The sequence below is a fragment of the Bradyrhizobium sp. LTSP849 genome, assembly GCF_000938255.1.
Classification (GTDB): domain Bacteria; phylum Pseudomonadota; class Alphaproteobacteria; order Rhizobiales; family Xanthobacteraceae; genus Bradyrhizobium.
Window position 1 is genome coordinate 126,597 of the sequence record NZ_JYMR01000050.1, and the last position, 19,188, is coordinate 145,784.

13 protein-coding genes are annotated in these 19,188 nt (G+C 59.2%); 7 read left to right on the forward strand and 6 right to left on the reverse strand.

Annotated elements, in window-relative coordinates; genetic code table 11:
- Positions 1–5 precede the first annotated feature (5 nt).
- Together UB31_RS28215 and UB31_RS28220 are read right to left on the reverse strand one after the other, a co-directional pair.
- Positions 6–1,589, reverse strand: coding sequence for an ABC transporter substrate-binding protein (locus UB31_RS28215; RefSeq protein WP_245306084.1), 1,584 nt, complete (start codon positions 1,587–1,589; stop codon positions 6–8).
- A complete protein-coding gene (locus tag UB31_RS28220; RefSeq protein ID WP_045013233.1) occupies positions 1,589–2,752 on the reverse strand; it encodes a C45 family autoproteolytic acyltransferase/hydrolase in 1,164 nt (387 codons plus the stop codon). The genes UB31_RS28215 and UB31_RS28220 overlap by 1 nt, the downstream gene beginning before the upstream one ends.
- A 20-nt stretch (positions 2,753–2,772) precedes the next feature.
- Between UB31_RS28220 and UB31_RS28225 the strand changes: the two genes are divergently transcribed.
- Positions 2,773–3,765: a GntR family transcriptional regulator gene (locus UB31_RS28225; RefSeq protein ID WP_245306085.1), complete on the forward strand. Its 993-nt coding sequence runs from the start codon at positions 2,773–2,775 to the stop codon at positions 3,763–3,765.
- A gap of 64 nt (positions 3,766–3,829) precedes the next feature.
- Here the strand turns inward: UB31_RS28225 and UB31_RS28230 are convergent, their stop codons facing one another.
- Genes UB31_RS28230 through UB31_RS28240 form a run of 3 tightly spaced genes read right to left on the reverse strand, consistent with a single transcriptional unit; the run spans position 3,830 to position 7,752 of the window.
- A complete protein-coding gene (locus UB31_RS28230; RefSeq protein WP_045013235.1) occupies positions 3,830–5,374 on the reverse strand; it encodes an ABC transporter substrate-binding protein in 1,545 nt (514 codons plus the stop codon).
- Positions 5,374–6,258 (reverse strand): alpha/beta hydrolase family protein, encoded by an 885-nt coding sequence (locus UB31_RS28235; RefSeq protein ID WP_045013236.1) that lies wholly within the window; start codon positions 6,256–6,258, stop codon positions 5,374–5,376. Before UB31_RS28235 ends, UB31_RS28230 begins: the two co-directional genes overlap by 1 nt.
- A 12-nt stretch (positions 6,259–6,270) precedes the next feature.
- Positions 6,271–7,752 carry an amidase gene (locus UB31_RS28240; RefSeq protein ID WP_082078653.1) on the reverse strand — a complete coding sequence of 494 codons (1,482 nt, stop codon included), beginning with the start codon at positions 7,750–7,752 and terminating at the stop codon, positions 6,271–6,273.
- An 84-nt stretch (positions 7,753–7,836) separates the two neighbouring features.
- On the opposite strand from UB31_RS28240, the gene UB31_RS28245 reads away from it, so the two are divergent.
- From UB31_RS28245 to UB31_RS28265, 5 genes are all read left to right on the forward strand, one after another.
- Positions 7,837–8,721 carry a GntR family transcriptional regulator gene (locus UB31_RS28245; RefSeq protein ID WP_045013314.1) on the forward strand — a complete coding sequence of 295 codons (885 nt, stop codon included), beginning with the start codon at positions 7,837–7,839 and terminating at the stop codon, positions 8,719–8,721.
- 66 nt (positions 8,722–8,787) lie between these two features.
- Positions 8,788–10,140 carry an omega-aminotransferase AptA gene (aptA, locus tag UB31_RS28250; protein ID WP_245306086.1) on the forward strand — a complete coding sequence of 451 codons (1,353 nt, stop codon included), beginning with the start codon at positions 8,788–8,790 and terminating at the stop codon, positions 10,138–10,140.
- A gap of 400 nt (positions 10,141–10,540) precedes the next feature.
- Positions 10,541–11,452 carry an AraC family transcriptional regulator gene (locus tag UB31_RS28255; RefSeq protein WP_210168183.1) on the forward strand — a complete coding sequence of 304 codons (912 nt, stop codon included), beginning with the start codon at positions 10,541–10,543 and terminating at the stop codon, positions 11,450–11,452.
- 604 nt (positions 11,453–12,056) lie between these two features.
- Positions 12,057–13,739, forward strand: coding sequence for a methyl-accepting chemotaxis protein (locus tag UB31_RS28260; RefSeq protein ID WP_045013238.1), 1,683 nt, complete (start codon positions 12,057–12,059; stop codon positions 13,737–13,739).
- A 115-nt stretch (positions 13,740–13,854) separates the two neighbouring features.
- The gene (locus tag UB31_RS28265) at positions 13,855–15,543 is read left to right on the forward strand and encodes a methyl-accepting chemotaxis protein (protein WP_045013239.1); all 1,689 of its coding nucleotides are present in this window, start codon (positions 13,855–13,857) and stop codon (positions 15,541–15,543) included.
- 751 nt (positions 15,544–16,294) lie between these two features.
- Here the strand turns inward: UB31_RS28265 and UB31_RS28270 are convergent.
- Complete coding sequence (locus tag UB31_RS28270; RefSeq protein WP_082078654.1) at positions 16,295–17,983, reverse strand: methyl-accepting chemotaxis protein; 1,689 nt, start codon at positions 17,981–17,983, stop codon at positions 16,295–16,297.
- A 250-nt stretch (positions 17,984–18,233) separates the two neighbouring features.
- Here UB31_RS28270 and UB31_RS28275 point away from each other — a divergent pair, with 250 nt between their 5' ends.
- Positions 18,234–19,178: a LysR family transcriptional regulator gene (locus UB31_RS28275; RefSeq protein WP_050044858.1), complete on the forward strand. Its 945-nt coding sequence runs from the start codon at positions 18,234–18,236 to the stop codon at positions 19,176–19,178.
- Positions 19,179–19,188: the final 10 nt, after the last annotated feature.

The window sequence follows — 19,188 nt, forward strand, 5'->3', positions numbered from 1 at the left end:
CTGCGTCATTGCAGGCTGACACCCCAGAAACGTGGCTCCGGGTAGAGCCAGCCGGCATAGCCCTTCACATTGTTGCGCAGCGCCGCGAGTTCCGAACCGTTGAACAGCACGATCATCGGCACGTCAGCGATAAAGCGGCGGTGCATGTCATCGAACAGCGCCTGCCGCTTGGCGGTGTCGATGGTCAGCATCGACTGCCGCAGCATTTCCTGGGCTTCCGGATTGTCCCAGACTTTGCGGGGCTGGGTCGCTTTCGGCCCGGTCAGCATTTCGAAGCTGAGCGAGGGGTCGAGACGGGCCGAATAGACGAAGGCCATCGCCTGGTAGTCGCCCTTGCTGTAGCGGTCGAGCTGCGTCGCCCAGTCGAGCACTTCGATGTCGATTTTCAGCCCGACGGCTTGCGCCATCGCCTGCACCAGCACGGCTGAGTCGAACACGAAGCTGTAGCGCTTGTTGGCGATCATTTTAATGGGCTGGCCCTTGTAGCCAGCTTCGATGAGCAGTTTCTTGGCCTGTGCGATATCCTGGGTGTAGCCCTGATCTTCGACGGCGCCGTGGAACGGGCTGCCGATAGGGAGCGCCGAGTTGTTGGCACTGGCAGTACCCTGCATCACCACATCGGCAATTTCCTTGGTGTCGAGAGAGAGCGCCAGCGCGCGGCGGATCCGGACGTCCTTGAGCAGCGGATCATTACTTTGCAACAGGATACCGGTGAGGCCGAGCGCCGGCGTAACGCTGAGTTTTACATCAGCGTGGGTCTTCAGCTCTTCGAGTTCCGGAATCGACAGGCTATTGATGATGTCGAGCGAGCCGCTCAGCAGCCCGGCCTTGGCGGCGGAACTGTCGGGAATAATGTTGATGCGGACCTTGTCGACCTCGACCTTCTTGGCACCCGTATAGCCATCGCGCGGCTCGGTGCGCGAGGCATAATCGTCGAAACGGATCAGGTCGACGTATTGACCGCGCTTCCATTCGCCCAGTTTGAAGGGACCGGTGGCGATCGGCACATTCCACTTGCCGTCAGGCCCGACCGAGTCGCGGTGCAGGATCGCGGTCTGTCCGCAATCGGGCCGCGCCAGTGTACCGAGGAACAGCGCCGTCGCCCGCTCCAACCTGATCACTACGGTTCGAGGATCGGTTGCTTCCACGCCGATGATCTTTGTGATGCCGCTATCGGAAAACTCCGACAGGCAACGCCATTGTGTCGCGGGATCGAGCCAACGTTTGAACGACCAAACGACGTCGTCGGCGGTCATGATCGAGCCGTTGTGGAACTTGACGCCCGCGCGCAGGTGAAATGTGTAGGTCTTGCCGTCCTCGGAGGTGTCCCAGCTTTCCGCCAGCATCGGGCCGATCGAGGTATCCTCGCGGAATGCAACCAAACCTTCGACCACATGTCCCATCACGCCATCCGTGTTGGCGTCGCGATTGGTACCGGGATCGGTCGAGCGGATGTCCGCGTTGAAACGTGCACGCAGCACGCCTCCGGCCGCGAGCGCCGGAACTGCCGCCACACAGGTCAGCGAAAGCGCCAAGCCGGCCGACATCGCCAGGGTAGTGAATGCGGCGATGCCCCGGTTGCTGCGCATCAAACGGCCTTGGTCGTCGCTTGCGGGTCGCCGCCCGGGAGGGCGGCCCTGGCCACGTCAAGCGTGTAGGTCGTAAACTGGCGATTGAGCGCGGGCAGGGGGGCGACTTCCATTACGCCACGCGCGGGTTCCATCAGGATCATCGCCACCGTGGCACTGAGGTTGTTGCTGAGATTGCGTCGCGGTGGCCGGCACACCGCCCAGGGTGTCGCGAAATCGTCGAACAACGCGTCCTTCACGGCATCCAGCGTAATGGACCCGATCTGCGGTTCGAGAATTCCGCGCACGCGGATGTCGCGATAAAGGCTGTCGGGGGTGTTGGCGATGCCGGTGTCCTTCAGCTTGCCAAGCGCCACGGGGCTGACGAAGTGGTTGGCGTGCACCAAGAGCCCGCGATCCGGGTGCACCTGAAACGTCTCGTCGGGAGCGCATTCGAAGTCGATCGCGACACCCCCGCAATGGCTGACGATCATGTTGTTGGCGGCGGATTTCTTGGTGCAGTAGACGGCGCGCATGGCAAGCGCCAGATGCTCACACTCGAGCACCTTGCGGCGGATCAGCGCGAGCGGAACGCCAACTTCGCGATAGTCGCGATCGGACTCCAGGTAATTCGCGGTGATGGCGATGCCGACGGCGTTGAAGCCGCAGCGACCGAGCGCGCCGGCCTCGGTGAAGGTCATAAGGTCGGGCCCATCGTCGCGGCGTACCTTGAGCACGACCGCGGTTTCGGCGCATTCGCGTTTCCAGTCCCAGTTCTGGGCATGGATCAAGCGTCCGGCCTTGGTCGCCTGCGGCAACACGACAACACCGGTGCAGCCGTCAGGGTCTTCATTGGCGGCCAGACGTGCGCGCAGGTCCGGGCGGGCGGCGAGCTTGAGGATCTCGGTCCGGGCGTTGAGCAACACCACATCCTCGAAAGGCACGCCCGCGCCTTCGGCGATGCCATGCATCTCCTCGATATAGCTCGGCTCGAAGGCTTCGATGACCGGCAGATAGTCTCGCACCAGCGCGGCAACGCCGGCGCTGTCAAGCGAGAGCTCCTTCAGCTGAGCGAAATAGTGCGACGTTCCCTTGCGAATGCGTTCGGCAGCCTGGCGGCCATATTGCTGGCCGCGCTCACGGGGCGGTCCGGAAATCTCGATCAGGGGAAACGGTTCAACCATCGACACGGCCCGCTTTCGGGTTGCAATCGGGCAAGCCTAATGTATTTTGTCATTCCATGAAACAAAAAAGTTTAGCGCGGCGGATTGCACCGTCTCGGCTGCAGAATGAACTGCGGGCAGGCATTCTCGCGGTCATCAGGGCCGACCTCTTGGAGCCCGGCGCGCGGCTTGGTGAAGTTGCTTTGGCGGAGCGTCTGCAGGTCTCGCGGACGCCGGTGCGTGCGGCACTCGTGCACCTCGCGCGGCGCGGGCTGGTGCGGCCGGGCAAGCGTGGCGGTTATTTCGTTGCCGAAGCGGCACTTGCCGCCCGCAAGACGACGCCACGGCAACCAGGGCCGACCGACGCCGACCGACTGTTTCTGGCGATCGCGCGGGATCGCCGCGCCGGTAAATTGCTCGAGGAGGTGTCCGAAGGCGATCTGATCCGTCGTTACGATGTGACGCGGGCCACCGTGCAGCAGGTGCTGGTGCGGCTCAGCGAAGTCACCGCCGTGCAGCGCAAGCCGGGACATGGCTGGCGATTCCTGCCGACCATTTCGGATCCGAAGGCGCGCGCGGAAAGTTATCGCCTTCGCCGGATCATCGAGCCTGCGGCGCTGCTCGAACCGGGCTATCGGCTCGCGCCGGGCTGGATCGAAGATATGCGCGAGCGGCACCAGGACATGCTCGCAACGCCGTGGAGTGAAACGACGAGCATTGCGCTCTACGAGATGAATGCGCAATTCCATGAGGGGCTCGTGGCAGGCGCGCACAACCGATATTTGCTGGTCGCGATCCAGCAGCAGAATCGGCTGCGGCGTTTCTCGAACTATGACTGGACGCACGGCCACGAGCGGGTCGTCGTCTCTTGCCGCGAGCATCTGCAAATCCTCGATCGCCTCGAAACGGAAGACCGCGAGAGCGCCGCAGCCCTCATGCGTCAGCACCTCGATGCAGCGGCCAAACTCGCCATCCATGGCGTCGTTCCCGGCAGTTCGCTCATTGGAAGGAGAGTTCGCGCGGCGATCACCTGACGCATGGATCGACTGCGAAACCCCAGAGTTTTGATGTGGTATCGCCATCGCCGGCGCGGGGGTACTACCGATCCTTCCAAACCCCCCATGTCATCGTCTTGTTCGCAGCCCAGATCTTGTAGTTTTTCACGCTGGGGCTCACACCCTCAATCACGGGATCATAATAAAGGCCGACAATCGGCACCTGCTCCTGCACCATGGCGTGGAGCTTCTTGAACGCGGCCTTGCGATCGGAAGCATTTGTTGAAGCAGTGGAGCTGGCGAGAATCCTGATCGCGTTGGGGTCTTCCCACTGAGCCCAGGCATTTGCAGACTTGTCGCCGATCCAGGAGGCATACATCTGGCTCGGATCGAAGCGAGCAGAATAGCCGAACGATTGGAGCTGGAAATTACCCTTGAGATAGCGGTCAAGTTGGGTGGCCCAGTCGAGCACCTCAAGCTCTGCCTTGAATCCCGCCTGCGCAAGCATCGCCTGTATCAGGATGGAATTTTGATACATCCTGGAATAGCGCTTGTTGGTCTGGATCTTGATCGTTTGGCCGGCATAGCCGGCCTCGCGGGCCAGTCCCTGTGCCTGTTTCGGATCATAGGTGGGCCATGCCGCAAAACTGTCGTCGTAGAAACTGCTGGAGTCGCTGACGCTCGATGAGTTAGCCTGGCTCAAGCCGGCCGTGCCCACCTCTGCCAGTTCGGCGCGGTTTATCGCATGCGCCAGAGCCAGCCGCATCTTGGGGTTGGAAAACAACGGATCGGTCGTCTGGACGAGCAAAGCGGCCCAGCTCAAGCCGGGAGTATTGAAGATGGTGACCCCGCGCTGCTTGAGATTCGGCGCCCGTTCCGGCGCGATCTCCGGCGTGACGTCGATGGCGCCTGTCTGCAAGGCGGCCTCCGCAACGCTGTCATCGGGAATGACGCGGAACACGACTTTGTCGACATACACGACGCGAGCGCCGGAAAAGCCGCTTGGTTCGGCCTTGCTTGGGCTGTAGTCCGCAAACCGTTCGAGCGTGATCGATTCACCGCGCTTCCAGTCTTTCAATTTTAGCGGCCCGGTCCCGATCGGTGTCCAACTGGCACCCTCCGCACTGGCGGGATTGCTGACCAGCACGCCGCATTGGATGTTGGCGAGGTTTCCAAGAAACAGCGCGTTTGGCTCGGCCAGCCGATAGACGATCTGATCCGGCGAGGGAGTCTCCACCGCCTCGACTTTCAAGCCTTGCCCGCCATCGAACGAACGTCGGCATAGCCAGCCGGGGCTGGCGACCTGCCGATCCCAGCTCCATTTCACGTCAGCTGAGGTTAACGGCGCGCCATTGTGGAAACGGACGCCCGGCCGCAGCTTGAACGTATAGATCTTGCCATCGTCGGAAACGGTCCAAGAGTCTGCCAGAGCTGGCCCTACGCTCAAATCGGAGCGGTAGGCGACCAACCCTTCGAAGATTTGATTCACCACGGTATCCGTCTGGCCATCGCGATTGATGCCGGGCTCGAGGCTGCGGATATCAGAATTCAGACGGACCACGAGCGTTCCGCCGCGATGCGGCTGCTCTTGAGCGCGCGCCCATCCCGCCGCCATCACGGTTAGGACAATGATCCAGAACGTTCGCATCACGGTAATGTCCCTACGGCTTTGTAGTCCAGCGGCGGACCGGCTTTCCTTTGCGTGTAGAACACGTCGAAGAATGCGTTGATGGCCGGAGCGAGACCGGCCATTCGATGAGCGACGCCGGGCACGACATCATGTCGGACCGCAATCCCATTGTGTTGGAAGCTTGATTTCAGCGATACCAATCGCTCCAGGCGGTTGGCGCCAGCCTGCTCGCATCCGGGCATCCAAAGGACATTTTGCGGCGAGACCGTAATTTCCCAGATATCGGTGTCATCCGCGCCGATAACCATCTGCACCGCGACCTCGCGCATGGCCTCCAGGTCGATCGGCTTTCTAAAGCATTGTTCGAAATTGCGCACGCCGACCCAGAAATCTCGATCAAAATCCAGCAACGTGACGATGCCGGGCGCGCCGATCGAGACGGCCGAGAGCCTTTCAGGGTGCAGATAGAGGAAGCGATGGCTGAAATGTCCGCCACCGGAAAAACCCTGCAAAGAGAACCGATCCGATCGGATGCGGTAGCGCGCGGCGATTTCATCGATCATCGCCAATAGCGCGAGATCGTACCGATATTCGTTTGCGCTCAGCAACTTGTAGCTCGACAGCTCCATCGGCTTCGAGATGCCACCTGGAAACAGGGGTGCCAGCACGATAAGATCATGTCGCTCCGCCAACTGAACGAATTGCTCTCGGCAACCGGCGATATCGCGGGCGGTACCATGGATTGTAACCAGGAGATCGTAACGCCGAGATCCGGCCTCTTCATAGCTGTCGGGCACGTAGAGACAGTATGAGAAGCGCGGATCGTGGGCCGACGCGTAAACCGTCGTGCGGCCGAAATCATAGTATGAGAGACGATCTCCATGGCCAGGCTCGCGTCGCATATCGTGTTTTCCCTAAGGTTTCTTCAAGAGGTCGAGCGGCGTGGCCATTGGGAAATGCGCCTCGATCGTTTCAGCGGCGTCGAAGCACAGATCTTCCTGACCCATAGCTGCGACAAGCTGAACACCAACGGGGATGCCTTCGTGCGTTCCCGTGGGAACGGCGAGCCCCGGCAGTCCCAATACCGAGATCGCCATCATCGGCGCTTGGGCCGCAATGATAGCGGCCGTTGCTTCTTCGCTTTTGACATCGAGCCCAACCGGAAAAGGGAGTTGGGTCGAAATCGGCAGCAGCACCAGCGGGTAATCTGCAAGGAATATCCGCCATCGGCGCAACAATCCCAGACGCGTGCCAAGTGCGGCGAGCGCATCGCGTGCGTCGTATTTCTTGAAGGCTGCGCTCCATAGCGCGAGCGCACGCTTGATGCCTTCGTCGCCGTTTTTCGTAACCAACGGTTCGAGCATCGTCATGACGTCCGGCATCGCGAGTTGGGGCCAAAGTTCAGCGCATTCCAGCAGCGAGGGCGGTGCGATGTCTTCGATTTCATAGCCGGCAGCGGCGAGCGCGCGTCCGGCGTCCCCGAGTGCTGCCTGCACCGCGGGGTGGAACGGGACACCGAACCCCTCCGTCACCCGCGCCACGCGAAACGGCCGGCGAATCGGAGCCGGCGGATAGGGTGGCACCCACCGCGGATCGCGAACGTCCTCCCGCGACATCGCCGCGAACGCCAGCCGGTTATCCGCGACAGTGCGAGTCAGCGGGCCCTGCACCGCCATCAGCGCCGAGGAAATCGAGGCGGCTCCGGTAGCCGTCGCGTTGAAGGACGGAATACGGCCATAGCTTGGGCGCAGCCCGACCAGACCGCAGCAATAAGCAGGATATCGAACCGAACCGGCAATATCGTTTCCGTGTGCGATCGGGACGATCCCGGCGGCGACCGATGCCGCGGCGCCGCCACTTGATCCTCCCACGGTTCGCCCTGCATTCCAGGGGTTCAGCGTCAATCCGTGCAGCGCATTGTCGGTGAACCAGCGCATTGAATAGCCCGGCGTGTTGGTGCGCCCGACAATGATGGCCCCGGCGTCGCGAAAGTTGCGGACGACCGGATTGTCTTCGCTAGCGATCAGTTCCCTGTAGGCAGCGATGCCGTTGTCGGTCGGCAATCCCTCCTGATCGATATTGACTTTGATGGTCACCGGCACGCCGTGAAGCGGCGGCAGCTTTTCGCCCCGCCGTTGCGCCGTGTCCGCGCTGGCAGCTTGGCGGGACGCATCTTCATCAAGAATGCGAACGACGGCGTTGATGTGCCGATTGACCTCGCGGAGCCGATCCAAGGATGATTTCACGACCTCCGTGGACGAAACCAGGCCGTGCCGAATAAGGCCGGCAATCTCCGTGGCACTCAGCCGCCAGAGTTCTGCCCGCCCGGGGTGCGCGTGATGAGCTTGTGTGGGGTTAGTGCAGCCGGCATCCGATTCCGGCCGGAGAGCTACCATTGGATGTCTTTCTGACTGGCCATCTCTTGAATACCAATCTATAAATGTTCTTTGTTACATTAAGAAACACCAGAGAGTTTGGATTTGCAAGAGCCCAGCCGCCTTCAGCGCGATCTCGCGCCCAAGATAATAGATCTGCTCCGGACAGAACGAGTTCAGCCGGGCGATCGCATCCAGGAGATTGATCTAGCGCGCAAGCTCCAAGTCTCGCGCACGCCTGTCCGTGCCGTGCTCGAACAATTGACCGCGAAAGGGGTGCTGCAAAAGCGCGCCTCCGGCGGGTATTCGTTCAGTATGTCCGGCACTGCCGATAGCACCGCTCCGCCGCTGCCGGCGGTCGATGAGATTGATCAGCTTTGCTTGCGGATCTCCGCTGACCGCGTGTCGAACAGGCTCCCAAGCCGGGTGTCGGAAGCGGACTTGATGCGCCGCTACGGGATCAGTCGGCCCTTTCTGTTGCGGGTTCTGAGCAAGCTGTCCGCAGTTGGGTTGACCGAGCGCCAACTGGGGCACGGCTGGGCTTTTTCCCCGAAAATAGATGATGCGCTAGGCCGTTTCGAAAGTTACGCCTTCCGCCTGACGATCGAGCCGGCCGGGCTCCTACTGCCGACATTCCATCTCGCTCCAGACTGGATTGACGACATGCGTCAGCGGCACGTCGCGATGCTGGCTGCGGAATGGCGGGAGACTCTCAGCATCCCCTTGTTCGAAATGAACGCCGCCTTCCATGAAGGCCTTGCCGCCGCTTCCGGCAACAGGCACTTCCAAAACGCCGTGCAGCAGCAGAACCGGCTGCGGCGATTTGCGAACTATGACTGGTCCTACGGTTACGACCGCGTCGTGACATCCTGCAACGAACACTTGGAAATCCTCGATCGGCTGGAGCGGGACGAGCGGGATATCGCCGCCGCCCTTCTTCGCAAGCACCTCGAACGGGCCAGCATATTGGCGCGGCCGGAGGAATCATGACTCGGGTTGTGTTTTTTAAGATATCATAATACAAATATTGTACCCTGCATTGGGGAGACACTGTTCATGAGCTTCGCCGTTCTGCCGAACCATGCCGCCAACGAGCCGCTGACCGAAGAGCGCATGAAGTCGTATTGGATGCCCTTCACGCCAAACCGGCAGTTCAAGGCCAATCCACGCCTTTTTGTCAGCGCCAATGGCATGTACTACGTCACGGCCGATGGGCGCCGCATCCTGGACGGCATGGCCGGCCTTTGGTGCGTTAATGCGGGGCACAATCAGCCGCGCATCGCCGCGGCGATGAAGAGCCAGATCGACCAACTCGATTTTGTCTCGTCGTTCCAGATGGGCCACCCGCTGGCCTTTACTCTGGCGGAACGACTGACTTCAATTGCGCCCGAGGGGCTCGATCACGTCTTCTACGTCAATTCCGGTTCGGAAGCGGTCGATACCGCGCTCAAAATCGCCCGCGCTTATCACAAGGCCCGTGGCGAGGGGCATCGAACCCGCTTGATCGGTCGCGCCAAGGCCTATCACGGCGTTGGCTTCGGCGGTCTGTCCGTCGCTGGAATTGCGCCGCACCGAAGAGATTTTGGCCCGCTGCTGCCCGATGTCGCGCATCTGCCCCATACGCGGAACCTGGAGCATAACGCGTTCTCACGCGGCCAGCCCGGCTGGGGCGCTCATCTCGCCGATGAACTGGAAAATCTTTGCGCCATCTACGACCCGTCGACGATCGCTGCGGTGATCGTTGAACCGGTCACGGGCGCCGGGGGAGTCCTGCCGCCACCGCTGGGCTACCTCGAGAAACTCCGCGCGATCTGCGACAAGCATGGAATCCTGCTGATCCTCGACGAGGTCATCACCGGGTTTGGACGTCTTGGTGCATCCTTCGCTTCAGTCGCGCTGAAAGTCACGCCTGATATCATCACATGTGCGAAGGGCATGACGAACGCAGCAGTGCCGATGGGCGGCGTGATCGTCAGCGGCAAGGTGCACGATGCTTTCATGAATGGCCCTGTGGGCATGTCCGAGCTCATGCATGGTTATACCTATTCGGGCCATCCGCTAGCCTGTGCGGCTGCGCTCGCATCGATTGAGACCTATGAGGAACTCGGGCTGTTCGAGAGGGCTGCCCGAATGGCGCCGATCTGGGAGGAAGCCGCCCATGGTCTTCGCGAATGCCCTCACGTCATCGATATCCGCAATCTCGGGCTGCTTGCGGCGATTGAGCTGGCGCCACGGGCGGGCGAGCCCGGCGCACGAGGCGCGTTCGCTGCCAATTATTGCTTTGAGAAAGGTGTCCTTGTTCGCCCTGCCGGCGACGCTATCGTCCTGTCACCGCCTTTGATCATCCAGGAAGATGAGATCGACCGAATATTCGGTACGATCGCCGACGCGTTGCAACACTGCGCCTAAAGGCACACTGGGATGGTGGCGGACATTTGGGAGCTCGATATGAAGGAGACTGCGCAGCCTGTCGGCGTCCATGAGTTTAGGCAGCCTTGCGTTGACCCTGACGAACTCGCCGCGAAAAGATCATACAACGCCTCGATCCGCGCGCGATCGCCCATGCAGCGGCGACGAGGAATGGCAAGGAGGAAATCTTGGCATTCGTAGAAAAGAGAAAGCCGAATTTTGAATAGGGCAAGCAAACACAGCTTTCGCTTGGATTAATCTAACAACCGCATGGGTTGTTCCTCCGTCAAACCGCTGGACTTGGTCACTCGCGATGCTCGAGAGATATTTGTTCGGTAACTCAGGAATCCCTTTCGAGATCTCCGCCAACGCCACTACTATGGCTCAAGTGCGGAGACAAATGATCGGAATTTGCGATCCGATTAGAATGTGGCTCCCTAAGCGCAAGCTGACCGAACCGGCCCTGTTCAAACACGTCGATCTCAACGGTGTTAGGATTGCCTCGTCGAGCGGATTCGACGGCATCAAGTTTCATTTCCGCGGGCATCCTACGTTCCGACAATTGATCCCGTTGCGAGGTGTGGCAGAACTCCAATGCCGCGGTCAATCATTTCAACATTCAGCGACATTGTCCGCAATAGTTCCGGCGAACGAAGAATCGGTACTGGCGCACGGACCTCACTTTCGCAGCCTAGTCCTATATATCGACGAACAGACCTTGCTTAGGAAGTTTCAGGCGATCGTCGGTCCCGACTCGGATGCTCGTCCGATCATATTTGGGGCTGTCGACATGACTCTTGAGCGATCGCTCAGGTTGGTTCGCGCAATCAGCTTTGCCTGTGCAGAGTTGGATGCGACACGCGGAAATACTCCGCAATTGGTTCTTGATGAATTGTCTCAATTGATCGTTGTATCGTTTCTGCAGGCCACGGAAAGCAGTCTACTAGACGACGCCGATGGCGTTCTTCCTAAAATCGCCCCACGGCAAGTCAAGCTCGTAGCGGAATACATTGAGGCGAATTGGCACCAGCCACTTAAGTTGAGCGCGCTTGCAAATGTCTCTGGCGCGAGCCTCCGCACGCTCTTTCGAACATTTCGAACGCACTGGAGAGAAACGCCGATGGAATTTCTCCGTCGGACCCGGTTGAGACACGCAAACCAAAGACTCGCCTCTGCGGGGCCAAGTGACACGGTCACGGGTATCGCACTCGCTTGCGGCTTTTCGAATGTCGCGCACTTTGCGCGACACTATTCGCAGCTCTTCGGAGAGCGACCTATCGACACCCTCCGTCGCCGAAAAAAACACAGCTAACAGTCATCGGCCTCCAGGAATGCGTCTACCAGGGGCCGCACTGCGCGGCCGCAAGTTCGAGTTTCGATGGGAGCGGCGGCTCCCGTCACGATGAGAAACATAGCGTTGCGACAGCGAGCGAATTGGCATTGATATCGCAACAGGCGCTGCGACGTCGGCGGCTATTTCGGCGCCGAGCGACGCGCGGAGAGCGCCGACAGGCATATCGTGAACGGGCGGCTAAACTATCTTGGAGACCTCGCCTGCGCGGTTTTCCCTGCGGGTCGCAATAAGGCGACCTGCTTTGGCAGTCTCGGTGTGTGAGATGGCGCTACAGGGCTTCGAGGTAATTTAAATATATTTGCATCTAATAGCAGGGCAGCCGCGGATAGTGCTTCGGAATGATGAGTCCGCCCGTCGGGCGCCGTCGGGCTAAGTCCAAAAGGCACGAATAGCACATCAACGGGCATAAAATGACCGGCGTTTTTCAATTTTTCGGCAAAAAGGCAGCCAGATGGATACGGCGGATCTTCGGTGCGCCGTGACAAGTAGGCGCCCTGCCAGCGCTTGGACCTGCGCTTCGCTCCATCCTTCAACTCGTTAAAGCAATCCGAGGAGTCTTGCCATGCTCTCCAAGTTTTCGATTCGCGCCAAATTGATCGTCATTATTTCATTCCTGCTGATCGTACTGGCTGGTACCGGTCTGCTGGCCATCACCAAGATGCAGACGCTCAACGGCCACACCGTCGATATCGCGACGAACTGGCTGCCGAGCGTGCGGGTGCTTGGCGACATGGGCTCCGAAGTCAACCGTTATCGGCTCAATTTGCGGCAATTTGTGATCGAAGCTGACCCACAGCGGAAGACCGCCGTGGAGCAGACGATGGAGAACAACGCGCAAGAGATAGGCCGGCTATTCAAGGTCTACGAGCCGCTGGTGACCTCGCCGGAAGAGCGCGTCCTGGCGGACGATTTCTGGCAATCGTGGAAGGAATATGTGCCTCGCTCCCGGGAGATCCTGGATATCAACCGCAAGGACAATGACATCATCAAGGCGCGCGAACTCATCGTGAACCTCACGTCGCTCGGGCTTAAGATTGATGAGACTCTAAAAAAGGACATCGACCTGAACAACCGGGGCGCCGACACCGCCACGCAGAACGCGGCGGACAGCTACGCACTGGCCTTCAACGTGATCGTCAGCATTCTTGCTGGTGCCATCGTCCTTGGCGTCGGTGCAGGCATCTATCTGGTGCGAGACATCGTCCGTGGCATTGACTCGATCATTACGCCGATGCGAATGCTCGGCGAGGGCGACCTGACCGCACCCGTGCTGCATCAGGGAGAGAAGACTGAGATTGGTCAGATGGCCGATGCGCTGCAAGTCTTCAAGGTAGCGCTGATCGCAAAGAAGTCAGCCGACGAGGCTGCATCAGCGGAAGCGGACGCCAAAATCGCTCGGGGTCAGCGCGTCGATACCATCACCCGCCAGTTCGAGTTGACGATCGGCGAACTGGTCGGCTCGCTGTCGTCGTCATCGACCGAACTGGAAGCCTCAGCCGGTAGCCTGTCCAAGACCGCCGAGAATAGCCAGACGCTTTCGACCATGGTTGCGGCCGCGTCCGAAGAAGCCTCCACCAACGTGCAATCGGTCGCCTCGGCGACCGAAGAGATGGCCTCGTCAGTCAATGAGATCAGCCGCCAGGTGCAGGAAGCGGCCAGGATCGCCGGCGCTGCGGTAGAACAGGCACAAAGGACTAATCATCGCGTCAATGCGTTGTCGCAGGCGGCAACTCGCATTGGCGATGTTGTCGAACTGATCAACACCATCGCGGGACAAACCAATCTCCTGGCCCTGAACGCGACCATTGAGGCGGCGCGGGCCGGGGAAGCTGGCCGCGGCTTTGCCGTGGTGGCATCCGAGGTCAAGGCGCTCGCTGAGCAAACTGCGAAAGCGACCGGCGAGATCAGTCACCAGATTGCTGGTATCCAGACAGCGACGCAGGACTCGGTGGTAGCGATCAAGGAGATCAGCGGGACTATCGGCCGGATCTCGGAGATCTCATCAACCATTGCAGCCGCGGTCGAAGAGCAAGGCGCTGCGACGCAGGAGATCTCCCGCAACGTGCAGCAGGCCGCGCAAGGCACCGCGCAGGTCAGTTCGAATATTTCGGATGTGCAACGTGGTGCGAGCGAAACCGGATCTGCCTCCTCGCAGGTGCTTTCGTCGGCGCAAACGTTGTCAGGCGATAGCGCAAGGCTCAAAATAGAGGTCGAAAAATTCCTGATAACGGTGCGTGCAGCTTGATGGCGACAATGGCCCGGCCCCATCGAGGGTTCGGTGTCTAGCACATTTGCGAATAGAAATCTTGCTAGGCTCCGTCGCAAGTGAGCCATCCCGTAATACGAATAGGAGCTTTCAGATGTTCTCGTGGCGAAGCAACGCGGCAGCACGGAATGCAACGGCGCAAGCTGCGGCGATCAACGAATCGCAGGCCGTCATCGAGTTCAACATGGACGGCACGATCATCACCGCCAACGAGAACTTTCTCAGGGCACTCGGTTATTCGCTTCCCGAGATCAAGGGCAGGCACCACAGCACGTTTGTCGAAGCGTCCGAGCGCAACGGCGCTTCATATCGCGAGTTTTGGGCCAAGCTCAATCGTGGTGAATATCAGGCAGGCGAATACAAGCGTATGGGCAAGGGCGACAAAGAGGTCTGGATAGAGGCCTCGTATAATCCAATTTTTGACACCGACGGCAAGCCCTTCAAGGTCGTGAAGTTTGCGACCGACATCACGGAAAAGAAAATCCGAAGTATGGAGGATGCCGGAAAGATCGATGCGATCCTCCGAGCTCAGGCCGTCATCGAGTTCACCATGGACGGCACGATCATCTTGGCGAACGAGAAATTCCTTAAGACGATGGGGTACACGCTTGCCGAAATCCAGGGCAAGCATCACAGAATATTCGTCGAGCCGGCGATGCGTGAGAGCGCCGAATACCTGAAATTCTGGGCTAAGCTCGGTCGCGGCGAATACACGGCGGCAGAATACAAACGGGTCGGGAAGTCCGGCAAGGAAGTCTGGATTCTCGCCAGCTACAATCCGATCCTTGATGAAAGGAAAAAGCCTTTCAAGGTTGTCAAGTTCGCGACCGATGTTACCGACCAGAAACTGAGCACCGCCAATCTCGCCGGCCAGATTGCCGCGATCGGCAAGTCACAGGCCGTGATCGAGTTCAACATGGACGGTACAATCATCAGCGCGAACAGCAATTTCCTCGGTGCCTTGGGATACGCGCTGGAGGAAGTTCGGGGACGGCACCACAGCATGTTTGTCGACCCCGCCGAGCGCGACAGCGCGCCGTATCGGGAGTTCTGGGCCATGCTCAATCGTGGAGAGTATCAGGCAGCCGAATACAAGCGGATCGGCAAGGGTAGCAAGGAGGTCTGGATTCAGGCTTCCTATAATCCGATCCTTGATTTGAACGGCAAGCCATACAAGGTCGTGAAATATGCGACCGACACCACGGTGCAAGTCATTGCCCGCATGAAAAGCGAAAAGGTGCGCGGGATGATGGAATCGGTCGCGGCCGGTGCGGAAGAATTGAACGCCTCGGTCCGCGAGATATCCGAAGCGATGACGAAGTCCAGGGAAACGGCCACGGATGCGGTCCAGCGTGTTGAACGAGCCGGCGAGCAGGCCAAGCGACTCAGCTCCGCGGCCGGGTCAATGAGCGGCATCGTCGAGATCATCGGCGACATCACGGGACAAATTAACCTGCTTGCGCTCAATGCGACGATCGAGTCCGCGCGGGCGGGCGAAGCCGGCCGTGGCTTTGCCGTCGTGGCGGCGGAAGTGAAGAACCTAGCAAACCAGGCGAAGCAAGCGACCGACAAAATCACGGACGAGATCGGATCACTCAACGGAATTTCCGACGAGGTGGTGGAAGCCCTCAATTCGATCAAGGGCGCGATCCAGAACGTCAGTGAGTACGTGACGTCTACCGCGGCGGCGGTCGAGGAACAGAGTACCGTCACGGGAGAAATGTCGTCGAGTATGCAGCGTGCTGCTGCCGAGGCTGCGACAATCGGACAGCACGCGGCATAACGCCGGGTACAGCATTCCCTGATGTCGGCATCCGTCAGAACGGAGGCCTCAAAGCGCAGTTGTCGAGGGTACGGCGATTTTCAAGTCAAGAATTGATGGCTGTTCCCGGCACTTATTGGACCTCGCGCGATGTCCGACTTTAGTCCGGTATGCGCTCCAAGGCGGGCACCAGCCGACCATTTGAATCTGGTTGGCTCATGGCGCCGCTAAAATGGCCGGTTGATAGGTGATGTGAAAAGGACGCACATAGGGCTCGCACTGCCATTCTGACAACGAGAAATTCTGTAATGTTCTCAATGGGCAAAAAAACACCGAAAATGTCAGAACGGACGCTGAAAACTCTACAGTATTTCGAGACTTCCAAGCTGAATACGAGGGTTCGATTCCCTTCACCCGCTCCAATCTTTTCATGGACTTAGCGAGAGGGTCGGGTTTCATTCTGACAAATGGGCTGCTTTACACGTTCTGATGCTCGCTTTTCGATCAACTGTTTCGCATGTCTCGTGATGCGCTGTCGTATTCTCCGCACCGACCGAGACCGACTGACGTGCGAGCTCATCAAGACCGAATATCTCGGTTTGGAGAAGAGGTACTGAACGCGCAGGCGGAAATCGGCGACGATGGCGTAGAAATAGGACAGGTCGAACACAAAGCTTGCGAAAATCTGCGCGGAGGAAGTAGTCAGACGATCAGTCGGCGGTAGCGTTCTGCGACGATGTACGTCCCTCCATCGCCAGCTATAAATAGGCCCTTAAGCTGCCCGCACAGTCGCTACGAAGTCACGGGTCTCGGCCTGCAGCGTGTCGGCCTGACTCGCAAGCTTGTCAGCCTCGCCGAGGAGATCCGACGCCGCCCGTCCGGTCCCTTCGACCGCCGTGCTGACGCCATTGATATTTTCAGAGACGTGCTTGGCAGAATCGGCGGCTTCCTGGACGTTGCGAGTGATCTCCTTCGTGGCGGCCGCTTGCTCCTCCATTGCCGATGCGATCGTCGTGGAGATCTCGTTGACCTCGACGATGGTAGCCGAAATGCGCTGGATCGCATTTACGGCTTCCGCTGTCTCGGCCTGAATGGCCTCGATCTGCGCGCGAATGTCGTCGGTCGCGTTTGAGGTCTGCGTGGCCAGCGATTTGACCTCCGATGCGACCACCGCAAACCCGCGGCCGGCGTCCCCGGCGCGCGCAGCCTCGATGGTCGCGTTCAGCGCCAGAAGATTGGTCTGACTGGCGATCTGGGTGATGAAGGCGACCACTTCGCCGATCTTCTGTGCCGCGCCGGCAAGGCTGGACACGCTGGCATTGGTCTTGTCGCTCTCCTCTTTGGCCTTGCGGGCCACCACGGAGGCTTGCGTCACCTGTCGGCCAATTTCGAAGATCGACGCCGCCAGCTCTTCGGAGGCGGCGGCAACGGTCTGGACATTGACGTTGGATTCCTCGGCGCCGGCAGCTACAGCGCTGGTGCGCTGCTGGGTTCCTTCGGCATTGACCGACATCGCCTTAGCGGTGTTTTGCATCGCTGCTGCGGCGTCCGATACCGCACCAACGATGCTGCCGATTCGAGCTTCGAATCCGTCCGCCATTTCCCGCAGAGCTTGCTTCTTCTGCCATTCGGCGCGATCGGCGATCTCCGCTTGCTCGGCCTGAAGATCTTGCATCGCGACGGCGTTGCTCTTGAAGACTTGCACCGCTTTCGCCATGTCGCCGATCTCGTCCCTACGGTCGGCTTCGCTGATGTCGACCGAATGATCGCCACCGACCAGGCGCGCCATTTTATCCCTCAGACTTATCAGTGATCGGCTGATGTTTCGGTTCAGAAAAAGGATCGCGCCGCCCGAGATCAGGAGAAGAACGAGGCCGAATCCCGCCAATCGGAACAGAGCAGCGTGGTAATCTGCATCGATGTCATCCACCCAGACACCGGTCGCGATGATCAAATTCCAAGGAGCAAACTTCTTGATGAAGGTCAACTTCGGCAGTGCTTCGGTGCCGCCGGGCTTAGGATAATCATACAGCGACATTCCCTCATCGCGATTTCGTACGACATCGATGAGATCATCGAGAATATATCTTCCATTGGGCATCTTTGTTCCATGGGTACCGTCGACCTTAGGCACCGCCGCGTTCATCAACCAGAGGCCGTCAAGACCGCCAACGGTGATATAGCTGCGATGATCATCGTACCACATGGCTCGAGTGTCGCTCTTGAAACGGTCAATTGCCACTTCTCGCGTTAGCTTTCCAGCTTTGACTTCTCCATCGAGATACCGGGCCAGTTCCGAAGCAACCTCGACGACCGCACGCAGTTTAGCGATGCGGTCCTGCATCATTCGCTGATGGAGGATGGAAGTCGAAGCACCGATGGCGGCGGCCAGAGATCCCGCTGTCAGGAGCAGGACTAACAGCAACTTCGTCCGTATTCTGATCATGTTGATGATGTTCATGAAACCCAAATGCCTTACGGTGAGTTTTCGCCAGCCAATCTCCGACGTTTTGCTAAAAGTCTCGTTAAGTTCATAAAAGACAAAACAGATGCTTTATTTGCGATGCGAATGTATCTCGAGGGGGAAATAGAAGAATTTCACTCACAGATCCGTCCAAATAGAGGAGATCCCTATCAAACAATGGGTTCTGAATTCGCATAGCAAATAATTAGACCGTCCCTGGCCGTGACAATTATGGTGCCTCAGTGAAATGATGGATTGGGATCTCTATCGAATTTTCCTGGCAGTCGCGGATGCCGGAAGCTTGTTGACCGCCAGCAAGCGTCTCAAGCTGAGCGCCCAGACGGTGAGCCGACGCGTTGCGGAGCTTGAGGATGGCCTCGGCCTTAAATTGCTGGCACGCAGCCGCGTTGGTCATTCACTCACACCTGCGGGCGAGCAATTACGCGCGCGCATCGAAAGCATGGGGGACATCGCGAACAAGGTCGAGACGGCAATGGCCGAGGCCAAGCATACGCCGGCAGGTGTGGTCCGCATCTCGATAAATGAGGTTTTGTCCGGCCCGTGGTTGCTTGGGCACCTCACCTCCTTCTACGAGGAGTTTCCCAGCCTGAATCTTGAAATTCGCGTTAGCGGCTGGCCCGCAAGCGTGCGCCGCCGGGAAGCCGATATCGTTCTGCGGTTGTTTGGGCCGGGTGAAGAAAACCTGGTCGGCCGTCGCATCGGCCGGGTCGGCGTGGCAATTTACTGCGCGCGATCCTATGCGCGTGACCATGGCCTTCCGGCATCCCGCGCAGAATGGGAGAGGCATAGCTCTATAGGCATGATCGCCGATATCCCGCTAATGAGCTGGTTCAACAGCGTCGCAGGGACGTCTCGGCGGGTACTTCAATGCTCGTCCCACACCGACGTTGTCGCTGCCGCCAAGGCCGGCCTGGGACTCGCGCCCTTGCTCTGCATCACCGCGGATCAAGAGCCGAATCTGGTGCGCATACTTCCCGTCAAATTGCATCGCGCTGCGGATCTGTGGCTGTTGTCGCATCCTGATCTTGCCGATGCGCCTCAGGTCCGCGCCGTTCTGAATTTTATCGCAAATTGCGCGAGACGCGATGCCGCCATTCTTCTCGGTCATGATCCAACTCTGGAGTTACGAGATTCCAGATCTGGTAAACACGGCGCCGTGAGGAAACGCTAGGGTCAGCTCC